The 18,620-nt window shown below is 43.8% G+C and carries 19 protein-coding genes; 6 read left to right on the forward strand and 13 right to left on the reverse strand.

The genetic code is table 11. The features are described from left to right. Positions 1-135: 135 nt before the first annotated feature. From KJS58_RS17145 to thiM, 8 genes are all read right to left on the reverse strand, one after another. Complete coding sequence (locus KJS58_RS17145) at positions 136-1,173, reverse strand: ABC transporter substrate-binding protein (RefSeq protein ID WP_213534256.1); 1,038 nt, start codon at positions 1,171-1,173, stop codon at positions 136-138. Positions 1,174-1,207: 34 nt separating this feature from the next. Beyond that, entirely contained in the window at positions 1,208-2,020 is an 813-nt protein-coding gene (locus KJS58_RS17150; RefSeq protein ID WP_213534392.1) for an ABC transporter permease, read from the reverse strand. Positions 2,021-2,129: 109 nt separating this feature from the next. After that, complete coding sequence (locus tag KJS58_RS17155; RefSeq protein ID WP_213534258.1) at positions 2,130-3,449, reverse strand: FAD-binding oxidoreductase; 1,320 nt, start codon at positions 3,447-3,449, stop codon at positions 2,130-2,132. 47 nt (positions 3,450-3,496) lie between these two features. Next, complete coding sequence (locus KJS58_RS17160; protein WP_213534260.1) at positions 3,497-4,303, reverse strand: ABC transporter ATP-binding protein; 807 nt, start codon at positions 4,301-4,303, stop codon at positions 3,497-3,499. A gap of 3 nt (positions 4,304-4,306) precedes the next feature. Further along, positions 4,307-5,137: a creatininase family protein gene (locus KJS58_RS17165; protein ID WP_213534262.1), complete on the reverse strand. Its 831-nt coding sequence runs from the start codon at positions 5,135-5,137 to the stop codon at positions 4,307-4,309. Between the two features lie 252 nt (positions 5,138-5,389). Next, positions 5,390-6,028 (reverse strand): thiamine phosphate synthase, encoded by a 639-nt coding sequence (gene thiE / locus KJS58_RS17170; protein WP_213534264.1) that lies wholly within the window; start codon positions 6,026-6,028, stop codon positions 5,390-5,392. Then, positions 6,025-6,837, reverse strand: coding sequence for a bifunctional hydroxymethylpyrimidine kinase/phosphomethylpyrimidine kinase (gene thiD, locus KJS58_RS17175; protein WP_213534266.1), 813 nt, complete (start codon positions 6,835-6,837; stop codon positions 6,025-6,027). Before thiD ends, thiE begins: the two co-directional genes overlap by 4 nt. Continuing rightward, on the reverse strand, positions 6,834-7,679 hold the full coding sequence (thiM, locus tag KJS58_RS17180) for a hydroxyethylthiazole kinase (RefSeq protein WP_213534268.1): 846 nt from the start codon (positions 7,677-7,679) through the stop codon (positions 6,834-6,836). The genes thiD and thiM overlap by 4 nt, the downstream gene beginning before the upstream one ends. An 871-nt stretch (positions 7,680-8,550) precedes the next feature. Here thiM and KJS58_RS17185 point away from each other — a divergent pair. Together KJS58_RS17185 and KJS58_RS17190 are read left to right on the forward strand one after the other, a co-directional pair. Further along, positions 8,551-10,551 carry an endonuclease MutS2 gene (locus KJS58_RS17185; protein WP_213534269.1) on the forward strand — a complete coding sequence of 667 codons (2,001 nt, stop codon included), beginning with the start codon at positions 8,551-8,553 and terminating at the stop codon, positions 10,549-10,551. Positions 10,552-10,666: 115 nt separating this feature from the next. Further along, the gene (locus KJS58_RS17190) at positions 10,667-10,876 is read left to right on the forward strand and encodes a cysteine-rich CWC family protein (protein WP_249717513.1); all 210 of its coding nucleotides are present in this window, start codon (positions 10,667-10,669) and stop codon (positions 10,874-10,876) included. Positions 10,877-10,964: 88 nt separating this feature from the next. Here the strand turns inward: KJS58_RS17190 and KJS58_RS17195 are convergent, their stop codons facing one another. After that, a complete protein-coding gene (locus tag KJS58_RS17195; protein WP_249717529.1) occupies positions 10,965-12,239 on the reverse strand; it encodes an MFS transporter in 1,275 nt (424 codons plus the stop codon). After that, positions 12,236-12,736 carry an ArsR/SmtB family transcription factor gene (locus KJS58_RS17200; RefSeq protein ID WP_213534271.1) on the reverse strand — a complete coding sequence of 167 codons (501 nt, stop codon included), beginning with the start codon at positions 12,734-12,736 and terminating at the stop codon, positions 12,236-12,238. Before KJS58_RS17200 ends, KJS58_RS17195 begins: the two co-directional genes overlap by 4 nt. Positions 12,737-13,106: 370 nt before the next feature. Between KJS58_RS17200 and KJS58_RS17205 the strand changes: the two genes are divergently transcribed. From KJS58_RS17205 to KJS58_RS17220, 4 genes are read left to right on the forward strand one after another with little or no spacing between them, the layout of a single operon-like run. Further along, entirely contained in the window at positions 13,107-13,655 is a 549-nt protein-coding gene (locus KJS58_RS17205; RefSeq protein ID WP_213534273.1) for a hypothetical protein, read from the forward strand. Between the two features lie 53 nt (positions 13,656-13,708). Continuing rightward, positions 13,709-13,846: a hypothetical protein gene (locus KJS58_RS17210; RefSeq protein WP_213534275.1), complete on the forward strand. Its 138-nt coding sequence runs from the start codon at positions 13,709-13,711 to the stop codon at positions 13,844-13,846. 1 nt (position 13,847) lies between these two features. Continuing rightward, positions 13,848-15,188: an arsenic transporter gene (locus tag KJS58_RS17215; protein ID WP_213534277.1), complete on the forward strand. Its 1,341-nt coding sequence runs from the start codon at positions 13,848-13,850 to the stop codon at positions 15,186-15,188. 13 nt (positions 15,189-15,201) lie between these two features. Next, positions 15,202-15,864, forward strand: coding sequence for a DUF2642 domain-containing protein (locus tag KJS58_RS17220; RefSeq protein ID WP_213534279.1), 663 nt, complete (start codon positions 15,202-15,204; stop codon positions 15,862-15,864). Positions 15,865-15,999: 135 nt separating this feature from the next. Here the strand turns inward: KJS58_RS17220 and KJS58_RS17225 are convergent, their stop codons facing one another. The 3 genes from KJS58_RS17225 to KJS58_RS17235 all read right to left on the reverse strand — a co-directional run bounded on the left by KJS58_RS17225 (position 16,000) and on the right by KJS58_RS17235 (position 18,523). Beyond that, on the reverse strand, positions 16,000-16,338 hold the full coding sequence (locus KJS58_RS17225) for a hypothetical protein (protein ID WP_213534281.1): 339 nt from the start codon (positions 16,336-16,338) through the stop codon (positions 16,000-16,002). 204 nt (positions 16,339-16,542) lie between these two features. Beyond that, positions 16,543-18,255, reverse strand: a complete 1,713-nt coding sequence (gene ptsP / locus KJS58_RS17230; RefSeq protein WP_213534398.1) for a phosphoenolpyruvate--protein phosphotransferase — start codon at positions 18,253-18,255, stop codon at positions 16,543-16,545. Beyond that, positions 18,248-18,523, reverse strand: coding sequence for an HPr family phosphocarrier protein (locus KJS58_RS17235; protein ID WP_160034496.1), 276 nt, complete (start codon positions 18,521-18,523; stop codon positions 18,248-18,250). Before KJS58_RS17235 ends, ptsP begins: the two co-directional genes overlap by 8 nt. Positions 18,524-18,620 lie beyond the last annotated feature (97 nt).

An 18,620-nucleotide genomic window follows, 5' to 3' on the forward strand; every position in this document is an offset into this window, starting at 1 on the left:
CCTTAAATGAATATTGAATATTGCAGCCACCGCGAATAAATCTGTAGACGCAAATAACCTCCTGCCATAGGACAGTCATTTACCCGAAAGCAGATCATGACTGACCTATGGCAGGAGGTACGCTATTGCCTTTTTTTATTCAGCTTGCGGAAGATATGCTGTTGTAAAGACCCCCGCGATGTCTTCCTTATTCTTGAGCAGACCAAGATCATACATATCGCTCTGTAGTTTAGTCCAGCGTTCTTCTGTCATAATCCCCATGCCGTGAGTATCTGTTTCTTCCGTAAAAATCAGCTGCATTTCCTGCTCCGCCCCATATTTCATCCCTTCTCGTGTCAGATCCGGATTTTTCTCCTTTAATACTTCGTTCATTTCTTCATAATTATCCTTATAATAATTCCATCCTTTAACAGAAGCCGCAAGGAACCCTTTCACCACATCAGGATTTCCCTTCAGAAACTCCTCTGTCGTGTATAGAACATTAGAATAGGGCTGAAAACCGGCATCATAGGTAAGTAAGTATTTGATCTCAATCCCTTGCTGCTTCAGTGTAAAGGGCTCCGAAGTAATATAGGACTGGGTGACCGCATTCTTGTCTTCGATAAAGTTAACGAACTGTCCGGTATAAGCCATATCTTTCACTTCATTTAGATTGTACTTTTTCTTAATGAAGTCCCAGTAACCAGATCCAGGTGCCGTATACACATTACGACCGTCCAGATCTTCAAAATCTGTAATGTCCGCATCGGCATGAAACAACATGGCTTGGGGGCTTTTTTGAAATACTGCTGCAATGGCGACAACGGGAATCCCAGAATCCCTGGCGGTGAGCACTTCGTCAGCTTGCCCCATTCCAAACTGTGCTTTGCCGGAAGCGACAATCTGCATAGAAGACACTTGAGGTCCACCAGGTTCAATGGTCATATCGATGCCCTCTTCTTCATAGTACCCTTTCGCAAGTGCAGTGTACTGTCCGCCGTGCTCAGGCTGTGCAAACCAGTTGGTGACTTGCGTTATCTTCACCTTCTTCGTGGGCTCTTCCTCTGCACCTGCATCCCCGCCTGTTGGCCCCGTTCCAGTACTCGCATTACAACCAGCAAATATAAGGGCAAGTGTCATCGATACGGTAAATCCGAGCATTCTTTTCTTTAACGGAAGTCCCTTTTGGTTCATTCGCCGCTTCCCCCTTATCCTATGAACTCTTATCCTAGTTCTCTGATTTCATTTCTGATTCATGCCAAGAACTGAGTGCCCATTTTGAAAATGCACTAACTAGCAAGAAAAAGGTAATTCCAAGGACAGAAGCAGAGAGTCCGCAAGCAAAAAGATAAGGCGTTTGAAGTCTCGATGAAGCTACCGTAATCGCATAACCAAGTCCACCTTGACCGCCGCCAATACCCGCAATGTATTCACCGACAATGGCGCCGACAACCGAAAGCGTACAAGATATTTTAAGTCCAGCAATAATGTAAGGCAGTGCAGCAGGCAGACGAAGTCTCCACATCACTTGCCAACGTGAAGCATTGTACAGTTTGAACAAATTTTGCATGTTGCCTTCGGTAGAGTTCAGACCAATCAGCGTGTTTGAAATCATCGGAAAAAATCCGATCAAAAAAGCGATAATGACGATGGAGTTCACCCCCGCACCAAACCAAATGACAATAATCGGCGCAATCGCGACGACGGGAATCGTCTGCAGGACAATCGCGTAAGGATACACCGCTTTTTCAATGATTTTGGAACTAGCGAGCAGCACTGCTCCAGCTACCCCGATTACAATACTAAGCAAAAAACCAAGTACCGATTCATACACTGTGGTGAGTACAGAGGTCATCAGATTACTCCAGTTCTCTGCAGCAGCAAGTACAATATCAGAAGGTTTTGGCAGCAGATAAGGAGCATATCCTAGCATTCGGGTCACCATTTCCCACAGTGCAACTACAACAACAAAAGCAATGGCTGGGGGAATGAATTTCTCTATAAATTCATTATTCTTCTGAGCTGGAGGAATGGCCAGCATCTCGGTAGTAGAGGAAGGTGTTCCACTTCCGTCCTGACCGCTTTTCTCATATGCAAGCTTTGGTTGATTCATTGCCATGTCGCGCACGTCCTTTCTTTCTTAGGGCACTTTAGTCGATTTTCCCTGGGTTCAGCAGTCTTAGCGGATCATTCTCCAGCTTCCGCTGCTTCATCAGCGGCAAAATTCCGCGGCCGCCGGAATCCAAAGAATAGGTATGTGGATTTGCTACGAAAATATCATGTTTGTTAAAGAAATCAATGATCTCATTTAGCCGTTCTTCCGTCGTATACCGGATAATAGGAAGAGAAGCAGGGCTTACCTTTCCACGGCTTCGCATCCATTCAAAATGAAGCAGAACTTCGTCCTGAAAAGTATCTTTTACGAGCTTGATCTGTTCTCTAAAATGTTCCAAGGAGAACCCTGCCTGCAGATACGTAACATTATTCTCACACTTGAGCGCCCACAGGGTAGTGTGGTTCCAACCAAAATCAGACAACCCAATGCCGCTTCGGTATTTTTCGGATGGAATAGAGTACCCTACCTCACCGCCAAAGCTCCGTGCAAGTTCAGTAACCTTCGGAAGCGTCCCTTCTGCTGTCTCTAGAAGTACTGCCGCCTGATTCTGGCGAATGGATTTTTTGATCGGTCGGAAGAACGAGGGAATGGGCCATTCATGCGGGGAAACAAGTCTTTTACGAATCGAATCATCTAGAGACAGGGTATAAGAGAATTCCATAGACTTCATAAAATCATCAAAAAATACGATGGATTGCGTCCATTCTGTTTTTGGGGCTAGTGGAATCACAAGCTCCGTCAAAATGCCCGTTGTGCCATAGTTATGAATATAGGCGTGAAGCTCATCGCCGCTCACGATCATCTTTTTCGGCTGTTCTTCCATCGTATACACGGTGGCCTCTAGCACATTTCCATCCCATAGGTCCCCCCAAGTGATGGACCCGATTCCGCCTGAGCCTCCGCAGACAAAACCGCCAACCGTTGCTTTCATATACGTGCTCGGGTAAATTCGAAGTTCCCTATCTCGTACTCGAGCTTCACGCTCTAACACACCTAATTTCACTCCGCACTGTACCCGGGCCCATCCTTCACCCCATTCCACAATGCGATCCAGTCTACTCAGATCAAGTACAATTCCACCGTTCAGCGGAACGGCCTGTCCGTAATTTCCTGTTCCTGCACCTCTGACCGTAACAGGCATTTGATGCGCATAGGCAATTTCCAGTACCTTCACCACTTCCTCATCGGTCTCAGGTTGAATAATGCCATCCGCCAACTTATCATGCAGTTTCTTCTCGAGTACCGGAGAATACCAGTAATAATCCTTGGATAATTTCTCTCTTGAGCCTGAATCAAGCAGTACCCGATTGATCCCTAGTCCAAGCATAAAGGCTTTTTCCGCTTCAATTGCCATCATGATTCCCTCCTTTGTCTACATAACAATCCAGGGTAACCCGTTACTTAGTGGTGCAGTACACCCGAAACTTGACCCACAAGCTGACTAAATTCGGAAGCAGTACGGAAAGTCTCATTTCGCGGGAACGGAACAGGAACGGAAATGGTTTCTGTAATCTTACCGGGCCTAGCCGACATCACCACGATGGAGGTGGACAAATAGACGGCTTCAAATACGTTATGTGTAACAAACAATACCGTCATTTTCTTATCTTTTTGCCATATACCAAGCAGCTCATCTTGCAGGGTTTGCCTTGTCATTTCATCCAGCGCTCCAAAAGGCTCATCCATCAAAAGCAGCTTCGGCTCAGATGCCAGCGCTCTTGCAATAGACACCCGCATCTTCATCCCGCCGGACAGCTGCCTTGGCAGGGCATGAGCATAATCTTGAAGACCCACCATTTCCAGTACATGCATGGCCTTGTCGATTCTCTCTTGCTTAGGTATTTTGCGCAGTTCCATCGGCAGGGTGACATTATCAATTACTTTGCACCAGGGGAGTAGTGTAGCATCCTGAAAGACAAATGAAATATCACTTTGCTTTCTCGCTTCTGCCGGGTCCATCCCCATGAGCCGCATCGTTCCTGACGTTGGATCTCCAAGACCGGCAATCAGCCTGAAAATCGTTGATTTACCGCAGCCAGACGGGCCTACAAAGCTGACAAACTCCCCTTCGGGAATACTTAGATTTACATCTTGGAGTGCAATGGTGCCTGTTTGATAAACTTTACTGATTCTCTCCATTTCTACGAGCGGAGCGGATCCTTTTTTTACAGCTGGAATTACCCCTGATGTGCTAATGATCTTGCTCATAAGTCATCTCTCCCTTGGTAAGAATCCAATTGGACCATTCTTCTGATTAAAACTAAATACAGACATCATTTTAAATAGTTCTGCTGCATTTCTACCCGCTGAGGCAAGGATGGCCTTCCCCTTCTCTTCTGTTGCCAGCTGTGCATTCCCACAAGCACCGGAAGAAGACAGATCTTTCATTAGCCAAGCAAATCGTTTATTGCTAAATTGAAGTTTCCGGTCTGGTGTAATGGGAGGAAATTCATTCGGAAGGTTATTTTCATGAACCCATTCTCTATGTAAAACCATGATCAGGGAAGTCTCGGAATCTCCAGCATGAATGCCATACATTCGTTCTTCCTGTGTAAGCAGGTCCTTCTCATCATCTAATCCGCCGCCGTCGAGCCGAAAAACGTACATGCCTGTTTTTTCGCGGATGTCTCTCGCTACAAGATTTAGAGCATCTATGTTACCGCCATGTGTATTAAATAGAACGAGCCGCTGAAAACCTGTTTTCGCAAGACTATCCGCTATATCCATCAGCACAGCCAGTAAAGTGGAAGCTGACAGTGTAACTGTTCCATTCCATCCGGTATGCTCGTTGCTTTTTCCATAAGGCAGATGCGGCAAAAGCCAGATATTATCCTCACGAGTAAGATGCATGAATGCTTCCGTTAATATCCCTTCTCCAATCAGTGTGTCAGTGAAAACAGGAAGATGCGGCCCATGCTGCTCCATTGCACCAATCGGCAGGATAACCATTGCCCCTGTTTTTGCTAATTCGCCGATTTCTGGTCCAGGCAATCTGGGCAGGAACAGCTGGTCATACGCCATTCCTTGATAACGTTCGTTCATTCACCTCACCGCTTTCTCGTTCGTTGATAAGACCAATGTAATCGGAAGAAGTCACTGATGTAAACTAAATTCACTTCAATTTGGATAATTATATAAAATGACTCATACAATTTGTGCCTCAGGCACTTAGTATGTTATATCAGTGTAAGGTCTATCGCGAATATTACAAACATGACGAAAAAACCACAAGTTTCTTCATGAAAAAAGGATACCTAACTGATGTCAGGTATCCTTCTCATTTCATTTTACATTTTAATGTCGCAGCCCTTTAACGCTCTCTGCAATATCATCTGGCAGACTGATCGCTGAAATTACCGCTACTCCGTCTGCTCCTGCCTCCAGCACCCTAGCAGCATTCACCGAAGTAATGCCCCCAATCCCTACGATGGGGATATCCATGTCGTGTGCCCTCATAGACTCAATAATCTCCGGCCCCTGCACGGCATGTGCATCCTCTTTGGAACTCGTGGGATAAATCGGCCCGACTCCGATGTAATCAGCCCCTTGCTCTTGTGCTAATCTGGCTTCTTCCAACGTATGAGCAGAAACACCAAGAATCATATCGCCGATTCGTTCTCTTACTCTTACGGTCTCTTCATCATCTTGCCCAATATGCACACCGTCCGCTGCGATCGCAATCGCCAAATCTACATCATCATTGACGATGAAGGGAACGCTTTGTTCTCGGCACAGTTGCTGCAAATGAAGAGCAAGTTCCATCCGTTTCTCTCCAATCGATCCAGGCCCCTTCTCCCGATACTGGAACAGGGTAATTCCACCTTGAATCGCTTCAGCTAACGTGCTCTCCGGCGATTTCTTACAATTTTGGCTTCCCATCACAAAATACACCTGAAGCAATGCCTTCATACGGCTGCTAGAAATTCGGGTCACACAATCACTCCTTTATGTTTGGCGTATGCCCAGTGATTCGTAGGACCATGGCCGCTTCCAATACCCAGCGTATCGGTAAGGGCCGCTTGCACGAATTCTCTCGCGATTAATGTTGCTTCTCTCATATCTGTCCCCTTGGCCAATTGCGCCGTAAGTGCCGCTGCGAACGTACAGCCTGTCCCGTGAGAATGAACGGTATCCACTCGTTTTCCCGAAAGCTCTGTGAAAGATGTACCGTCATATAAAATATCCGTTATGATGTCGTTCACCGCATCATGCCCGCCTTTGATGACCACATTTGCCGCCCCCAAATCGTATAATCGTCTCGCCGCTTCCTTCCGATCAGCAACTGTTCGAATCTCCATATTCGTCATGACCTCAGCTTCCGGAATGTTTGGCGTAACGACAAGTGCAAGTGGAAGCAGATGCAAGATCAGAGCTTCCACCGCTTCCGACTCCAGCAGAGAGGTTCCACCTTTGGCAATCATCACGGGATCTATAACCAGCTTGTCCACATGGTACCTGCTAATCCTTTCCGCTACCGCTTCAATGATTTCACTGCTAAACAGCATCCCTGTCTTCACGGCGTCCGGTCTTAAATCGGAAAATACGGAATCGATCTGCTCCACTACGAAACGGGCAGGCAGGGGATGAACTCCCTGTACCCCAAGTGTATTTTGCGCAGTGACTGCAGTAATCGCCGACATGCCAAAGGCATCCAGCTCCTGAAAGGTCTTGAGATCAGCTTGAATGCCGGCTCCGCCTCCGCTGTCTGATCCTGCAATGGTTAATGCTTTTACAACGGTCATCCTAGGGTCCCCTCCTTGCTGAACAAAGAATGGAGATCCATGACCGTTACATATTCCTCAAAAGAAGAAGGAGTAAGTTTTGATAATTCATCGAGGAAAGCAATCTGAAAACTACCCGGTCCCGCATGTCCTTTGTCCTCTGCTGCCTTTAGCGCTGCGGCTCCGTAAAAGCCAAGACCTGCGGTTCCTGCTTCCAATATGGAAGGTTCGACAGCCAAAAAAGCTCCGATGACGGAAGTAAGCAAACACCCTGCTCCTGTCACACGCGTTAATAGAGGATGACCGGACTTCACCACATATCCCGCATCTCCATCCGTAATCACATCTTCTGGCCCGGATACAATGACGGCGGTTCCAAGCGTACGTGCAGCCCGTATGGCTAACTGCGCTCTTTCTAAAGTCTCGGTTTGGCCTGCGTCCACCCCTTTAACGGTCATGAATTCACCAATCAGGTGGCTGATCTCCCCTGCATTGCCTCGAATCAACGTTACATTCACCTCGCGGATCATGCGAAGGGCCGCATCTGTACGATAAGATGTTGCTCCCGCTCCTACTGGATCAAGTAATACAGGAACTCCATAAACATTCGCAGCTTTGCCTGCCACGATCATGGCGTTTAAAAGTTCCGTCGTTAAGGTACCGATATTGAGTACCAGTGCACGAGCATTTTGGACCATTTCGGCCACTTCTTCTTCTGCATAGGCCATAACCGGAGATGCGCCAATTGAAAGCAGTCCGTTAGCCGTAAAGTTCGTGACAACCGTATTTGTCATGTTATGAATTAAAGGCTGTTCTTCATGAATGCGGGTAATGAGGGATGGAAGTTTCTTTATACTCAGCATGTTTCATCAGACCTTTCTTTCTCGAGATAAGGGAGTCTGATCTACTGTTTTTGACGGTGAAAAGATAGATAACTGAGGAATGGGATACGACTCCCACCTTATAAGAAGAATCATGATTTTTTTGCAGAATGCACAAAAAAACGCATGCGAATGCATGCGTAAATATACATGTTCGCTCCCTACGCTGGCATTATCCATGGCAGGTTCCACCGGTCAACAACAGATTAGTTGTACTCTCAGCTTGCTTCCGCAGGCTCCCGTTCTACGATTTAGTTTTAGAATCCCTTCCAGTTTACACCAGGATATTATTATGGGCAACTAAGGTTTGACATTTCATCTGTAGCCGCATATTATAGTTTATAACTTCTATTCAAAGGAGAGAATTTCATGTCGGGGTATGTTCTTAACTAATCAAATTTCATACTGAGGATTTTCTTTTTTTCGTCCCTATAGCGACGTTTATTTTTTGATGCCCTGCTATGGCGACTAGATCATCCTCGTGAAATCAGTTAAGAACAGCGGACAACATAACTCTCCAGCGGGTAGTCACCCCCCGGATATTTTTGTGAACGTAAGGCCGTGCTGTTTTTCAGCACGGTTTTTTTGTACCTCCATTACATCTTGAGGGTACCGTTCACAAGAAAAGCCGCGTAGATAAACGGAAATGATAAGCGAAGGATTTATGCATGCTCTGTAAGCCACAAGCTTATACAGGCTGCAGAACATGCCTTCTGCAATCATTTCTACTTATGGTACGCCACACCTATCCGAGATCTCCCCCATAAAAGGCAGAGCAATGAGCGCAATCGTTCATAGCTCTGCCTTTTTCTATTTTTCACAACACTTTAGGAAACGAAAAGGAGCTTATCACATGAATAAGAGCAGTAAACAGCGTCTTGAATTCGACACGGTAAAAGAACAACTGAAAGGTTATGCAGTATCCTATCTCGGAGAGGCTCAAATAGAACAGCTCGAACCGATCATGAATGTGAAGATCATTCGTCAGAAACTTGCGGAAACAGAAGAAGCTCTAGGGCTGATCCGTTATAGTTCCAGCATTCCACTCCCCTCCCTAACAGGGATGGAAAATATCATGAATCTGCTGGGCACCGGATATCTGTTTACAGAACAAGATTTTATGAACCTGCTGCAGTTTTTGAGAAGTTGTCATCAACTCCAGAAATATATGATCAGCAAACAAGACATCGCTCCAAGCGTGGCATCCTATGCCACTTCTATGTATACCTTAGATTCCCTTAGGGAGGAAATAGAAAGATGTATTCATCTGGGACGAATTACGGATCAGGCTAGTAAGGAACTGGCGAAAATCCGCAAACAAGCAGCAATTTCTGAAGAACGGCTGAAAAAGAAACTAGACACTTTATTAAACAAGCACCGTTCCATTTTACAAGATCAGTTAGTAGCAAAAAGGGGCGATCGTTATTGCCTTCCTGTTCAAAAAGAGTTTCGCAAACAGCTAAAAGGTACCATCATCGACGAATCAGCAAGCGGCCAGACTGTATTTATTGAACCCACAGATATTTCGATGCTCCAAATGGAACTGAACATGTATAGAGCGCAGGAACAGCGTGAAGAAAGTAAAATTCTCAGTGAACTTACCCAGCTTGCTGACTCTTATAGGTATGAACTACAAGTGAATACCGATACGGTGGGTCTGTACGATTTTCTATTAGCAAAAGCACGTTATGCTCTATCTATACAGGCACGATCAGTGGAAATAACGAGTGATGGCAGCATCCATTTACGTGAAGCAAGACATCCTCTTGTTAAAAACATGGTACCGCTCAATTTCCATATTGGTGATTCTTATCGGTCTCTCATTATTACAGGACCCAATACAGGTGGAAAAACGCTTTGCTTAAAAACGATTGGTCTGCTTACGCTAATGGCACAATCGGGACTGCTTATTCCCACTGGCGAAGGAAGTAAACTTAGCATGTTTGAACAGATCGCAGTGGATATAGGCGATGGACAGAGCATTGAACATGCACTGAGTACTTTTTCTGCGCACATTAAGAACATGATTGATATTCTAAGTACAGCGAGTGCATCGACTCTCGTTCTGATTGACGAAATGGCTTCTGGGACAGATCCCGGTGAAGGCACCGGACTATCGATTGCCCTGCTTGAAGAATTGCATAAAAGAAAGGCTGTCGTTGTTGCTACGACTCATTTTACCGAGATCAAAAACTTTGCAAGCAGTACACCCGGTTTTGAAAATGCACGGATGGAATTCGATACAGAAACGCTTAAACCCCTGTATCGACTAACGATTGGGCAAGCGGGACAAAGCTACGCTTTTGCGATTGCACTGAAGCTTGGGATACCGCCTCACATCATTGAACGATCAAAAGAAATTGCCGCTAAACCGGTCGCATCAGCCTTTCCATCCTCAGCAGCATCTGCTGTGACTGTACCAACCATAATGGAAGAAGATCACGATCCCTCTAATGATCAGCATGATCAGGGCGAGGAAGGACAACAGCAAGATGTACATCCGAAGACCCAGGAGGAGCAGCCTGTTCTCTCAAGTCCTCAAGATGACAATAAGGAGAGACTGAAGGGAAAACCGATAAAAACGGGAGATCGTGTATTGATTCCTTTTATGAAGGAGTCTGGAATTATTGTAGATACGGATACGAGAGGTCAATGCACCGTGCTGGTAAGGGGCAAACGAATTCAGATCGCTCGTAAAAGATTACAACTTCAAATCTCTGCCGAAGAGTTGTATCCAGAAGAGTATGATCTTGATATTGTGTTTGAGTCGAAAGACATTCGTAAGAAGCGGAAATTAATGTCCAAAAGACATGTGCCCGGGCTGACCATCGAAAAAAGACCGGAGGATCTGTAAGGTAGAAACTTTATTTCATTTACGCCTATTCTGTTCTGTCACACAGAGCTTCTGCGGCATCCCGCAGAAATATGATAAACTAAATGAAATCATAATTCAGTAAGAGAGGTTCTATATGAGCACACGCTCCATGAATAATCCGCTGATCTGCCCTTTATGCCGTAAACCTAATCACTGTGCCTATGCTGCGGGAAGACCTGCCGAGGAGTGCTGGTGTATGAATCTGTCTGTACCCAAACTACTACTTGCGCAAATTCCAGACGAGCAAAGAGGCAAATCCTGTGTATGCGAAGCCTGTGTAAGAGCGTATAAGGCAGATACCTGAAGGTAAAAAGCACCCTGAAGAATGGACACTCATAGAAGATGTCTACTCTTTTAGGGTGCTTTTTTAAAAATTAGCTATGCAAATTTGCTTATGCCTGGAATACTTTATCCGTAACATGATCAGAGCTTGGGAGCTTCCGGGTGGTCTTATCGAACAACCAATATAGACCAATCAATAACACAGACAGTCCGCTTAAACCAATAATCATTTCACTTCCAAACACTTCTCCTAGAATACCTCCGCATAACGATCCAATGGGCGCTGCAATACCGCTGAGGCTGTAGGATGCGGAGAATACTCTGCCTAATAGATGCTGAGGGATTCCTTTTTGGATATAAGAATTGATCAGAATATTGGTCACTCCGCCGGGAACCCAAGATAAACCGTATATGATCATCATCATCCAGATATTTGGGCTGAGCACACTAAGGGTCCACAATATACCGCTCACCGAAAACGCAACGGCATAGATAAGACCCATACTGATTCTCTCCAACTTCAAAAAAGGAGCGATCAAGGCTCCAAACATACTCCCCATCGCTTGCGCCATCAGTAAAATCCCATACAATTCGGGGCCCCCATGTAATTTACTAAACGCAGGTAAAACCACAAACGTTGCTCCCCCGACCAAGTTAATGAGGATCATCCCCCAAAGAAGTCTTGAGAAAGATTTGCCTAATAGAATGTGGATTCCTTCCCAGAGTTCTGTTTTATAGTGTTGTAATATCACTGATATTTTTTCCTTTTTAACTGGCTGACTCTGTTCAATTTGCTGTTTATGCTTCGGAATTCGGAGGAAGGAGAATAAAATAGCACTGATGATAAATAAGACGGAATCCAGTAAGTAAATAGAGACAGCTCCGACAATCACGATGAGTACACCGGATACTGCATTACAGAAGGTATCAATCCCCTGACCTGCAAAGGTGAAATAGGAGTTCGCTTTGGTGAGATCCTTTTTATGGACGAAAGAAGGTAACGATGACATTTGTGCGGGGTATATGAGTGTGTTGAAGATCGATATAATTGGTGAAATGATAAGAACAAGGACAACATTCAGCTGACCAAAATAACTTGCTGCAGGAATAATCAATAGTAGAAAAGCTTGTATGAGCTGAGTATGGATGAGCAGATGCCGTATCGATATCCGGTCTATGATCGGTCCGCTGAAGAATTGAATAAACCTGGGTATTAGCGAGAGGAAACCAGCGAGCCCCGTATAAAAAGTAGAGCCGCCAAGCTCCGATACCAGCCACATTGCCGCTACGGCATAGATGGAGTCTCCTACATTCGTAACGAGCCTTCCAAAGAACATAAATAGAAAATTCCGATTCAAGAACAGATTCATAGATGGTTCACTCACTCTTTCTTCTCTTGCTTCGGCTCTGTCGATATGATCTTGACTCCAATACTAAATTCTTGTGTATCTTCGTTCCTTTCGGCTGTGGTTTTCTCAACCCAACGTTCCAGAAAGGCTCTGAATTCACTCGTCATTTGTTCCTTCTGCGCCCCAGTTAACTCCAACCGGATGCTTAACTTGGTTGCGTCTGCGGACTCATATTGATCACTGAGTACGGGATCAATGATCTCCGCTCCCTCCGTGTTAAACCATTTCGACTTGGATTGATAATATTTTTCGGTAACCCCCCCGTTCTTTTTCTCCTCGACAATTTCAAGCAGACCGCCATCGTACAGTTTTTTGATGTGGTAGTGAATATTCCCGCCTGATTCTCCAAGAAGATCAGCGACTTGTTTTGAGGTCTTCGGAGAATCGAGCAGATACTTCATAATTTTTACTCGCAGTGCACTGCTTAATAATTTGGATTGTTGAACGGAAATATTCAGCATTTCCTCATTCATAAATGAGTTCCCCTTTATCAATCTGTTTTCACAGATCATCGATCTGTAAAATTAGATTAACACCCCGAACTGGAATTGTAAACCAAATTTTAAATAGTGAAAATACTAATCTTTTAACCTTCCCTCTTTTATCTTCTCTTTGAATTCTGATGACAAGTAACCGATCTACCAGTAAATCATAGATAAATAACTAGATTCAAAGTCAAATGTATGTTTGGCTAGTCCCTTTTTGCTACAAGTCACATATTAATAAACTACAGATAGACTTGAAGGACCAATGGAGGGTAACCATCTGAAATTGATTCTTCTAATCTATCAAATCTTAAGTAAGAGGAAGGGGAAATAAATAATGAGTAAAAAGGGACAAAGCATGAGAGGTTTAAGAGGTAAAGTAGTAAAGATTAACCGAGGCGGACCAGAATCATTTGAAGGAACATTAGTAAAGGTAAGTTCCGACTATATGGTTGTTCGTAACAAAGAAGGCTTCATTTATGTGAATGAATCCCATGTTAAAAGTATAACCGAAGCAGGACATTCCCACCGTGAAAAAGGACCGAAGCAGAAACTTATCCATGCCAATGATTTTCATGGAGTATTAAAATCTTTACGTCTTAAGCGCGTGCAGATCAATCAGGGGGGACCTGAAAAATTAGAAGGGGTACTCGTAAGTGTGACTCATAATCGATTGATCATCATCTTGAAAAACAATGAAATTGTTCGTGTTTTCATTCATCATGTTAAAACAATCTCTGTCCATGTTCACGGCCACAATAACGAAAACCATGAAAATAATAACCAATCTAAAGATAACAAATCGAATGGCAACCAATCCGGAGCAAGAAACAGTAACTCCAGAGGCAATCAATCCCGAGGTACACAAGCCCAAGGGAATCGGAGCGCAAAGAAAACAGCAAAATAAGATAAAGAAATAAGTTGAATCAATTTTCTATCAAACTAAAGGGGGGAATCATCATGTTGATATTTATCGCAATCGTTCTAACTGGCGTGCCTCTATACGTCATTGTCCTTCCTAAGAGATATCCGCCGTCCGAAGAAACAGCCATACAGCTGACACAAGGAATTCTTCCCTTAGGAGGTGAATCCCAATAGAATGCTTGATTATCAGCTTTGGCTGACCTTTGGTGTATTCATCACTACTGTGATCTTCTTAATGTGGCGTCCACGCGGAATGAATGAATCTATTCCAACTTCTTTGGGCGCCCTTCTTCTTATCCTTACTGGAGTAACTAGTTATACCCACATTATAGACATTTTCGGTATCGTCTCAGGGGCGGCCGTAACCATCCTATCGACCATCGTCATGTCCATTATCCTAGATAGTATCGGTTTCTTTCGCTGGATTGCGATCAACATGATTGACAAGGCAAAGGGGTCCGGTATCGCATTATTTTGGCTTGTCATCTTACTTTGTTTCCTGATGACCATATTTTTCAACAATGACGGCAGTATATTGATTACAACCCCCATTATCATTCGCATCTGTTCTATGCTTCGTTTGAAATTGCATCAAAAACTTCCTTATCTACTCTCTGGGGCGTTAATTGCAACGGCTTCGAGTGCTCCTATCGGGTTAAGTAATTTAGCAAATCTGATTGCACTGAAGATGGTGGGACTCGACTTAAACACGTACACACTCATGATGTTTGTCCCTTCTATGCTGGGTATTCTAAGTATGATGTTATTACTCTATTATTACTTCCGCAAAAATATCCCCAAAAAGATTCATCATTTCCCTAACCAGGTTTCTTCTCTGAACTATCATCCATTACAGACACCACCTGATGAAGGGGAAAAGGTGGATTGGTGGTTATTCCGGGTCTGCATCAGCATTGTCGTTTTCATTCGCGGAGGTTTCTTTCTAGCTGAGAGCGTAGGTATCCCCATGGAGATCGTTGCAATCACTGGTGTTGTTCTCTTATTATCCGTTAGATATTACCGCACTCGTCAAGGACTGCGAGATGTGTTTACAAAGACACCTTGGCATATCTTATTGTTTGCATTCAGTATCTATGTAATTGTGGATAGCCTGCATCGGGCCGGTATCACAGAATCGTTAATTGATCTATTAAAGCCGATTGCTGAAATGGGAGATGCTGCTTTAATTCTATCATCCGGCATTTTGCTTACCCTTCTATCCAATCTAGTAAACAATTTGCCTTCCGTTATGATTGGAACTTTTGTGGTTACAGATCTTGGCCTAACAGACCATCAACTTCACCTAGCTTATCTTGCTAATATTTTAGGAAGTGATATTGGAGCACTGCTGACACCAATCGGTACCCTGGCAACACTGATCTGGATGTATATTTTAAAAACTCACCATATTCGGATCTCTTGGAAACAGTATATGAAAGTCACGTTTATTGTGATACCCATTAGTCTAATCATTAGCCTAGTCTCCCTGTATATTTGGACATTAATTTTGTTTTGAGAGGAGGTAAACCGTGCAGCTGATTACATCTTGGTTAGGCAAACAAGCAGAATTCGTACTTTCCGGTTGTAAGAATCCGATTCAAGGAGAAATAATCGATATCGGAAATGATATTGTTGTCGTCTATGAAAATAACCGTTATATTTATATACCCATTCATCATCTGCAGCAGATGAGACATGCTCCCAAACGAAGTAACATGACCGTCAACACGCCTCCTGATCCTGCCATTGATCATAGTAAAATTTCTTATCGTAAAATACTAATGAATTCAAGAGGAATCTTTAGTGAAATATCTCTAGGCGATCCATCGATTCATGGATACGTCACTGCGATTATGAACGATTACTTTGTATTTTTCTCTCCCCTTCACCACTCGGTGTATATTTCTGTAAAGCACTTAAAATATATCGTACCCTATCCAGTAAATACGACGCCATTCTCCCTGAAGCACGAGCATTTCCCTGTACAACCTGCCGCTATATCGCTATCCAGGACACTAGATCAACAGCTTCATAAACTGGAAGGACAACTTGTTACTTTGAATCTTGGAGCTAAACCGTACCGAGCTGGATTGCTAAAAAGAATGGACGGTAACCTGCTCGAATTGGTAGAGGCGGAAGGCACATCCCTGCTGATGCACACGGACCATATCCAAGCAATTCATGTACCATAATCAGTATAAACTACAAGAAGACCTTACTGAGGATCTATTCCCGGCAAGGTCTTTTTTCAATCGTTTTATTTCTAAAATTATTTCTATATATTAAGCATGCTCATTCAAAAAAATCTTTCACATTGGAAAATGGAGCTACCTCTTCTCCCACACTAACTCAAGATTTGTTTTATCCGATCCCTGAATATATATTTTATGTAGATCTTTGTATTTATTTTTGATGTTGAGATGGAAGTCACCGCTGGATTTTTGGAGGCTGAGTAGATTTCCTTGGATCTGTACATAAAGGGCATGATCACGGTAATCTACTTTGTAACCTTTGTACAGACTGGCACTATCTATAATTCCACCTGTTAAAGATATAGATTGTTCGGATACCTTGCTTTCAGATATATAGATGGATTCTGGATTGATTACATTAAAGTATGGTAACAACATGATTCCAATAATGACGATAAAAAAGCCAACTATCATTCCTATCCTCATCATGACGCTCTTCAAGAAATACTCACCTCATCCTTTTTGATTAAAGTCTACCCTGTCATTCATGAAGAAGCAATGCTTTACATATCTGCTTCACCCGGTTCAATAAAAAAAACGGTATCCGCATAAAGCGAATACCGTAGTTACTGCAAAAGCAGTTATCAATTAATTGGAAAACGATAGAGGTCTTGAAAACTATTGTCCGATACTGCGAACAAGTTCAACGACTTGTTCTGCGGTTTGCATATCCAGCGCTTTTGCTGCAAGTTCTTTCATTTCTGCTTGAGACAGCTTCGTCAGCTGACTGCGTGCAGGAAGAATAGAAGTTGCGCTCATGCTGAATTCATCAAGACCGAGGCCGAGAAGAAGCGGAATAGCTGTTGTATCTCCTGCCATCTCACCGCACATTCCCGTCCATTTCCCTTCACGATGCGATGCATCAATGACCATTTTGATCAAACGAAGGATGGATGGGTTATATGGTTGATACAAGTAAGATACACGCTCATTCATGCGGTCTGCTGCCATAGTGTACTGAATCAGATCGTTTGTTCCGATACTGAAGAAGTCTACTTCTTTCGCAAATTGATCCGCTAATACCGCAGTTGAAGGAATCTCAACCATGATACCGAGCTGAATGTTATCCGCAACTTCGATACCTTCCTTCACAAGCTTTTCCTTCTCTTCAAGAAGAACCGCTTTTGCTTCACGGAATTCACCCAGTGTTGCAATCATCGGGAACATGATTTTGAGGTTCCCATGGACACTTGCACGCAGCAATGCGCGTAGCTGTGTACGGAAGATATCCTGACGATCAAGGCACAGGCGAACTGCACGGAAGCCAAGGAAAGGATTCATTTCTTTTGGAAGATCAAGGTATGGAAGTTCTTTATCGCCACCAATATCTAGTGTACGAACAACAACCGGTTTCCCTTCCATTTTTTCAAGAACCGTTTTGTATGCATTGTATTGTACATCTTCGGAAGGAAGCTTATCGCGTCCCATATATAGGAATTCAGTACGATACAAACCTACGCCTTCTCCGCCGTTATCAAGCACACCTGCTACATCATTAGGAGTACCAATGTTAGCAGCAAGCTCAACATGAACACCATCAACGGTTACAGTCGGCTCGTCGCGAAGTTTTCTCCACTCTTCAACCTGAGCAGCATATGCGGCTTGTTTAGATCTATATTCTTCAACCACGGAATCTTCCGGATTCACAAGGACATGTCCATCTAATCCATCTACGATGATCAGATCGCCGCTCTTAGCTTGTGTAAGAATGTCTTTTGTTCCTACTACTGCAGGAATTTCAAGGGATCTTGCCATAATTGCAGAGTGAGAAGTTCGTCCGCCAATGTTCGTTGCAAAACCAAGAACATATTTACGGTTGAGCTGTGCTGTATCCGAAGGAGTTAAATCTTCTGCAAGAACGATCACTTCTTCATCAATCTCTGCTGGATTTGCAACTTTAAGACCAAGCAAGTGACCAAGCACACGCTTAGTAACGTCGCGCATATCCGCAGCACGTTCTTGAAGATAAGCACTCTTCATATTTTCAAACATTTGAATAAATGTGGTTGCTGTTTCATCCAAAGCAAACTCAGCGTTTACTTTTTCATCAGCAATTTTGGATTTTACAGGATCAATAAGTTCAGGGTCATCCAGGATCAAAAGATGAGATGCAAAGATCTCTGCTTTTTTCTCTCCAAGTTCCTGTAACGTTTTTTCTTTGATTGCCTCGAGTTCGGCTCTGGATTTCTCCAAAGCCGCCTCCAGTTTAGCAATCTCTGCGTCTACGTCGTTAATCGAGCGTTTCTCTACAGAGTAATCAGGGTGCTCCAAGATAAACGCTCGGGCAATGGCAATACCAGCCGAAGCAGCAATCCCGGAAACATTAGGCATTAATTTCGCCCAGCCCTTCGTTAACCATAACATCAGTCAAAGCTTGAAGTGCTTCTGCTTCGCCTTCACCGTTAACGATGATGCTGATTTCATCACCTTTTTCAAGACCAAGGGAAAGTACTCCCAAGATGGATTTCAAAGTTACTTTTTTACCTTTTGCTTCTGCGAAAGATTCTGCACCTTTGAATTTGTTAGCTGTGTTTACCAGCGCTGTTGCTGGACGTGCATGGATACCGTCTTCGTCTGTAATTCTGAATGATTGTTGCATATGGATTCATCCCACTTTCTGTTATTTTAGTTTGGATTTCATTTTCAACCATAAAACCACGTAATACATATTACCTTTTTTTCAATGGTTGTGAACC

Source organism: Paenibacillus sp. J45TS6 (assembly GCF_018403285.1).
GTDB lineage: Bacteria > Bacillota > Bacilli > Paenibacillales > Paenibacillaceae > Paenibacillus.

What these genes read in the sequence shown, in the direction of transcription:
- KJS58_RS17205 (WP_213534273.1), top strand. Translation starts at nt 13,107, where the DNA reads ATGAGAGGTTTAAGAGGTAAAGTAGTAAAGATTAACCGAGGCGGACCA.
- KJS58_RS17200 (WP_213534271.1), bottom strand. Translation starts at nt 12,736, where the DNA reads ATGAATGAGGAAATGCTGAATATTTCCGTTCAACAATCCAAATTATTA.
- KJS58_RS17185 (WP_213534269.1), top strand. Translation starts at nt 8,551, where the DNA reads ATGAATAAGAGCAGTAAACAGCGTCTTGAATTCGACACGGTAAAAGAA.
- thiD (WP_213534266.1), bottom strand. Translation starts at nt 6,837, where the DNA reads ATGACCGTTGTAAAAGCATTAACCATTGCAGGATCAGACAGCGGAGGC.
- KJS58_RS17150 (WP_213534392.1), bottom strand. Translation starts at nt 2,020, where the DNA reads ATGCTGGCCATTCCTCCAGCTCAGAAGAATAATGAATTTATAGAGAAA.
- thiM (WP_213534268.1), bottom strand. Translation starts at nt 7,679, where the DNA reads ATGCTGAGTATAAAGAAACTTCCATCCCTCATTACCCGCATTCATGAA.
- KJS58_RS17225 (WP_213534281.1), bottom strand. Translation starts at nt 16,338, where the DNA reads ATGATAGTTGGCTTTTTTATCGTCATTATTGGAATCATGTTGTTACCA.
- KJS58_RS17160 (WP_213534260.1), bottom strand. Translation starts at nt 4,303, where the DNA reads ATGAGCAAGATCATTAGCACATCAGGGGTAATTCCAGCTGTAAAAAAA.
- KJS58_RS17235 (WP_160034496.1), bottom strand. Translation starts at nt 18,523, where the DNA reads ATGCAACAATCATTCAGAATTACAGACGAAGACGGTATCCATGCACGT.
- KJS58_RS17165 (WP_213534262.1), bottom strand. Translation starts at nt 5,137, where the DNA reads ATGAACGAACGTTATCAAGGAATGGCGTATGACCAGCTGTTCCTGCCC.
- KJS58_RS17145 (WP_213534256.1), bottom strand. Translation starts at nt 1,173, where the DNA reads ATGAACCAAAAGGGACTTCCGTTAAAGAAAAGAATGCTCGGATTTACC.
- KJS58_RS17155 (WP_213534258.1), bottom strand. Translation starts at nt 3,449, where the DNA reads ATGGCAATTGAAGCGGAAAAAGCCTTTATGCTTGGACTAGGGATCAAT.
- KJS58_RS17215 (WP_213534277.1), top strand. Translation starts at nt 13,848, where the DNA reads ATGCTTGATTATCAGCTTTGGCTGACCTTTGGTGTATTCATCACTACT.
- KJS58_RS17210 (WP_213534275.1), top strand. Translation starts at nt 13,709, where the DNA reads ATGTTGATATTTATCGCAATCGTTCTAACTGGCGTGCCTCTATACGTC.
- ptsP (WP_213534398.1), bottom strand. Translation starts at nt 18,255, where the DNA reads ATGCCTAATGTTTCCGGGATTGCTGCTTCGGCTGGTATTGCCATTGCC.
- KJS58_RS17190 (WP_249717513.1), top strand. Translation starts at nt 10,667, where the DNA reads ATGAGCACACGCTCCATGAATAATCCGCTGATCTGCCCTTTATGCCGT.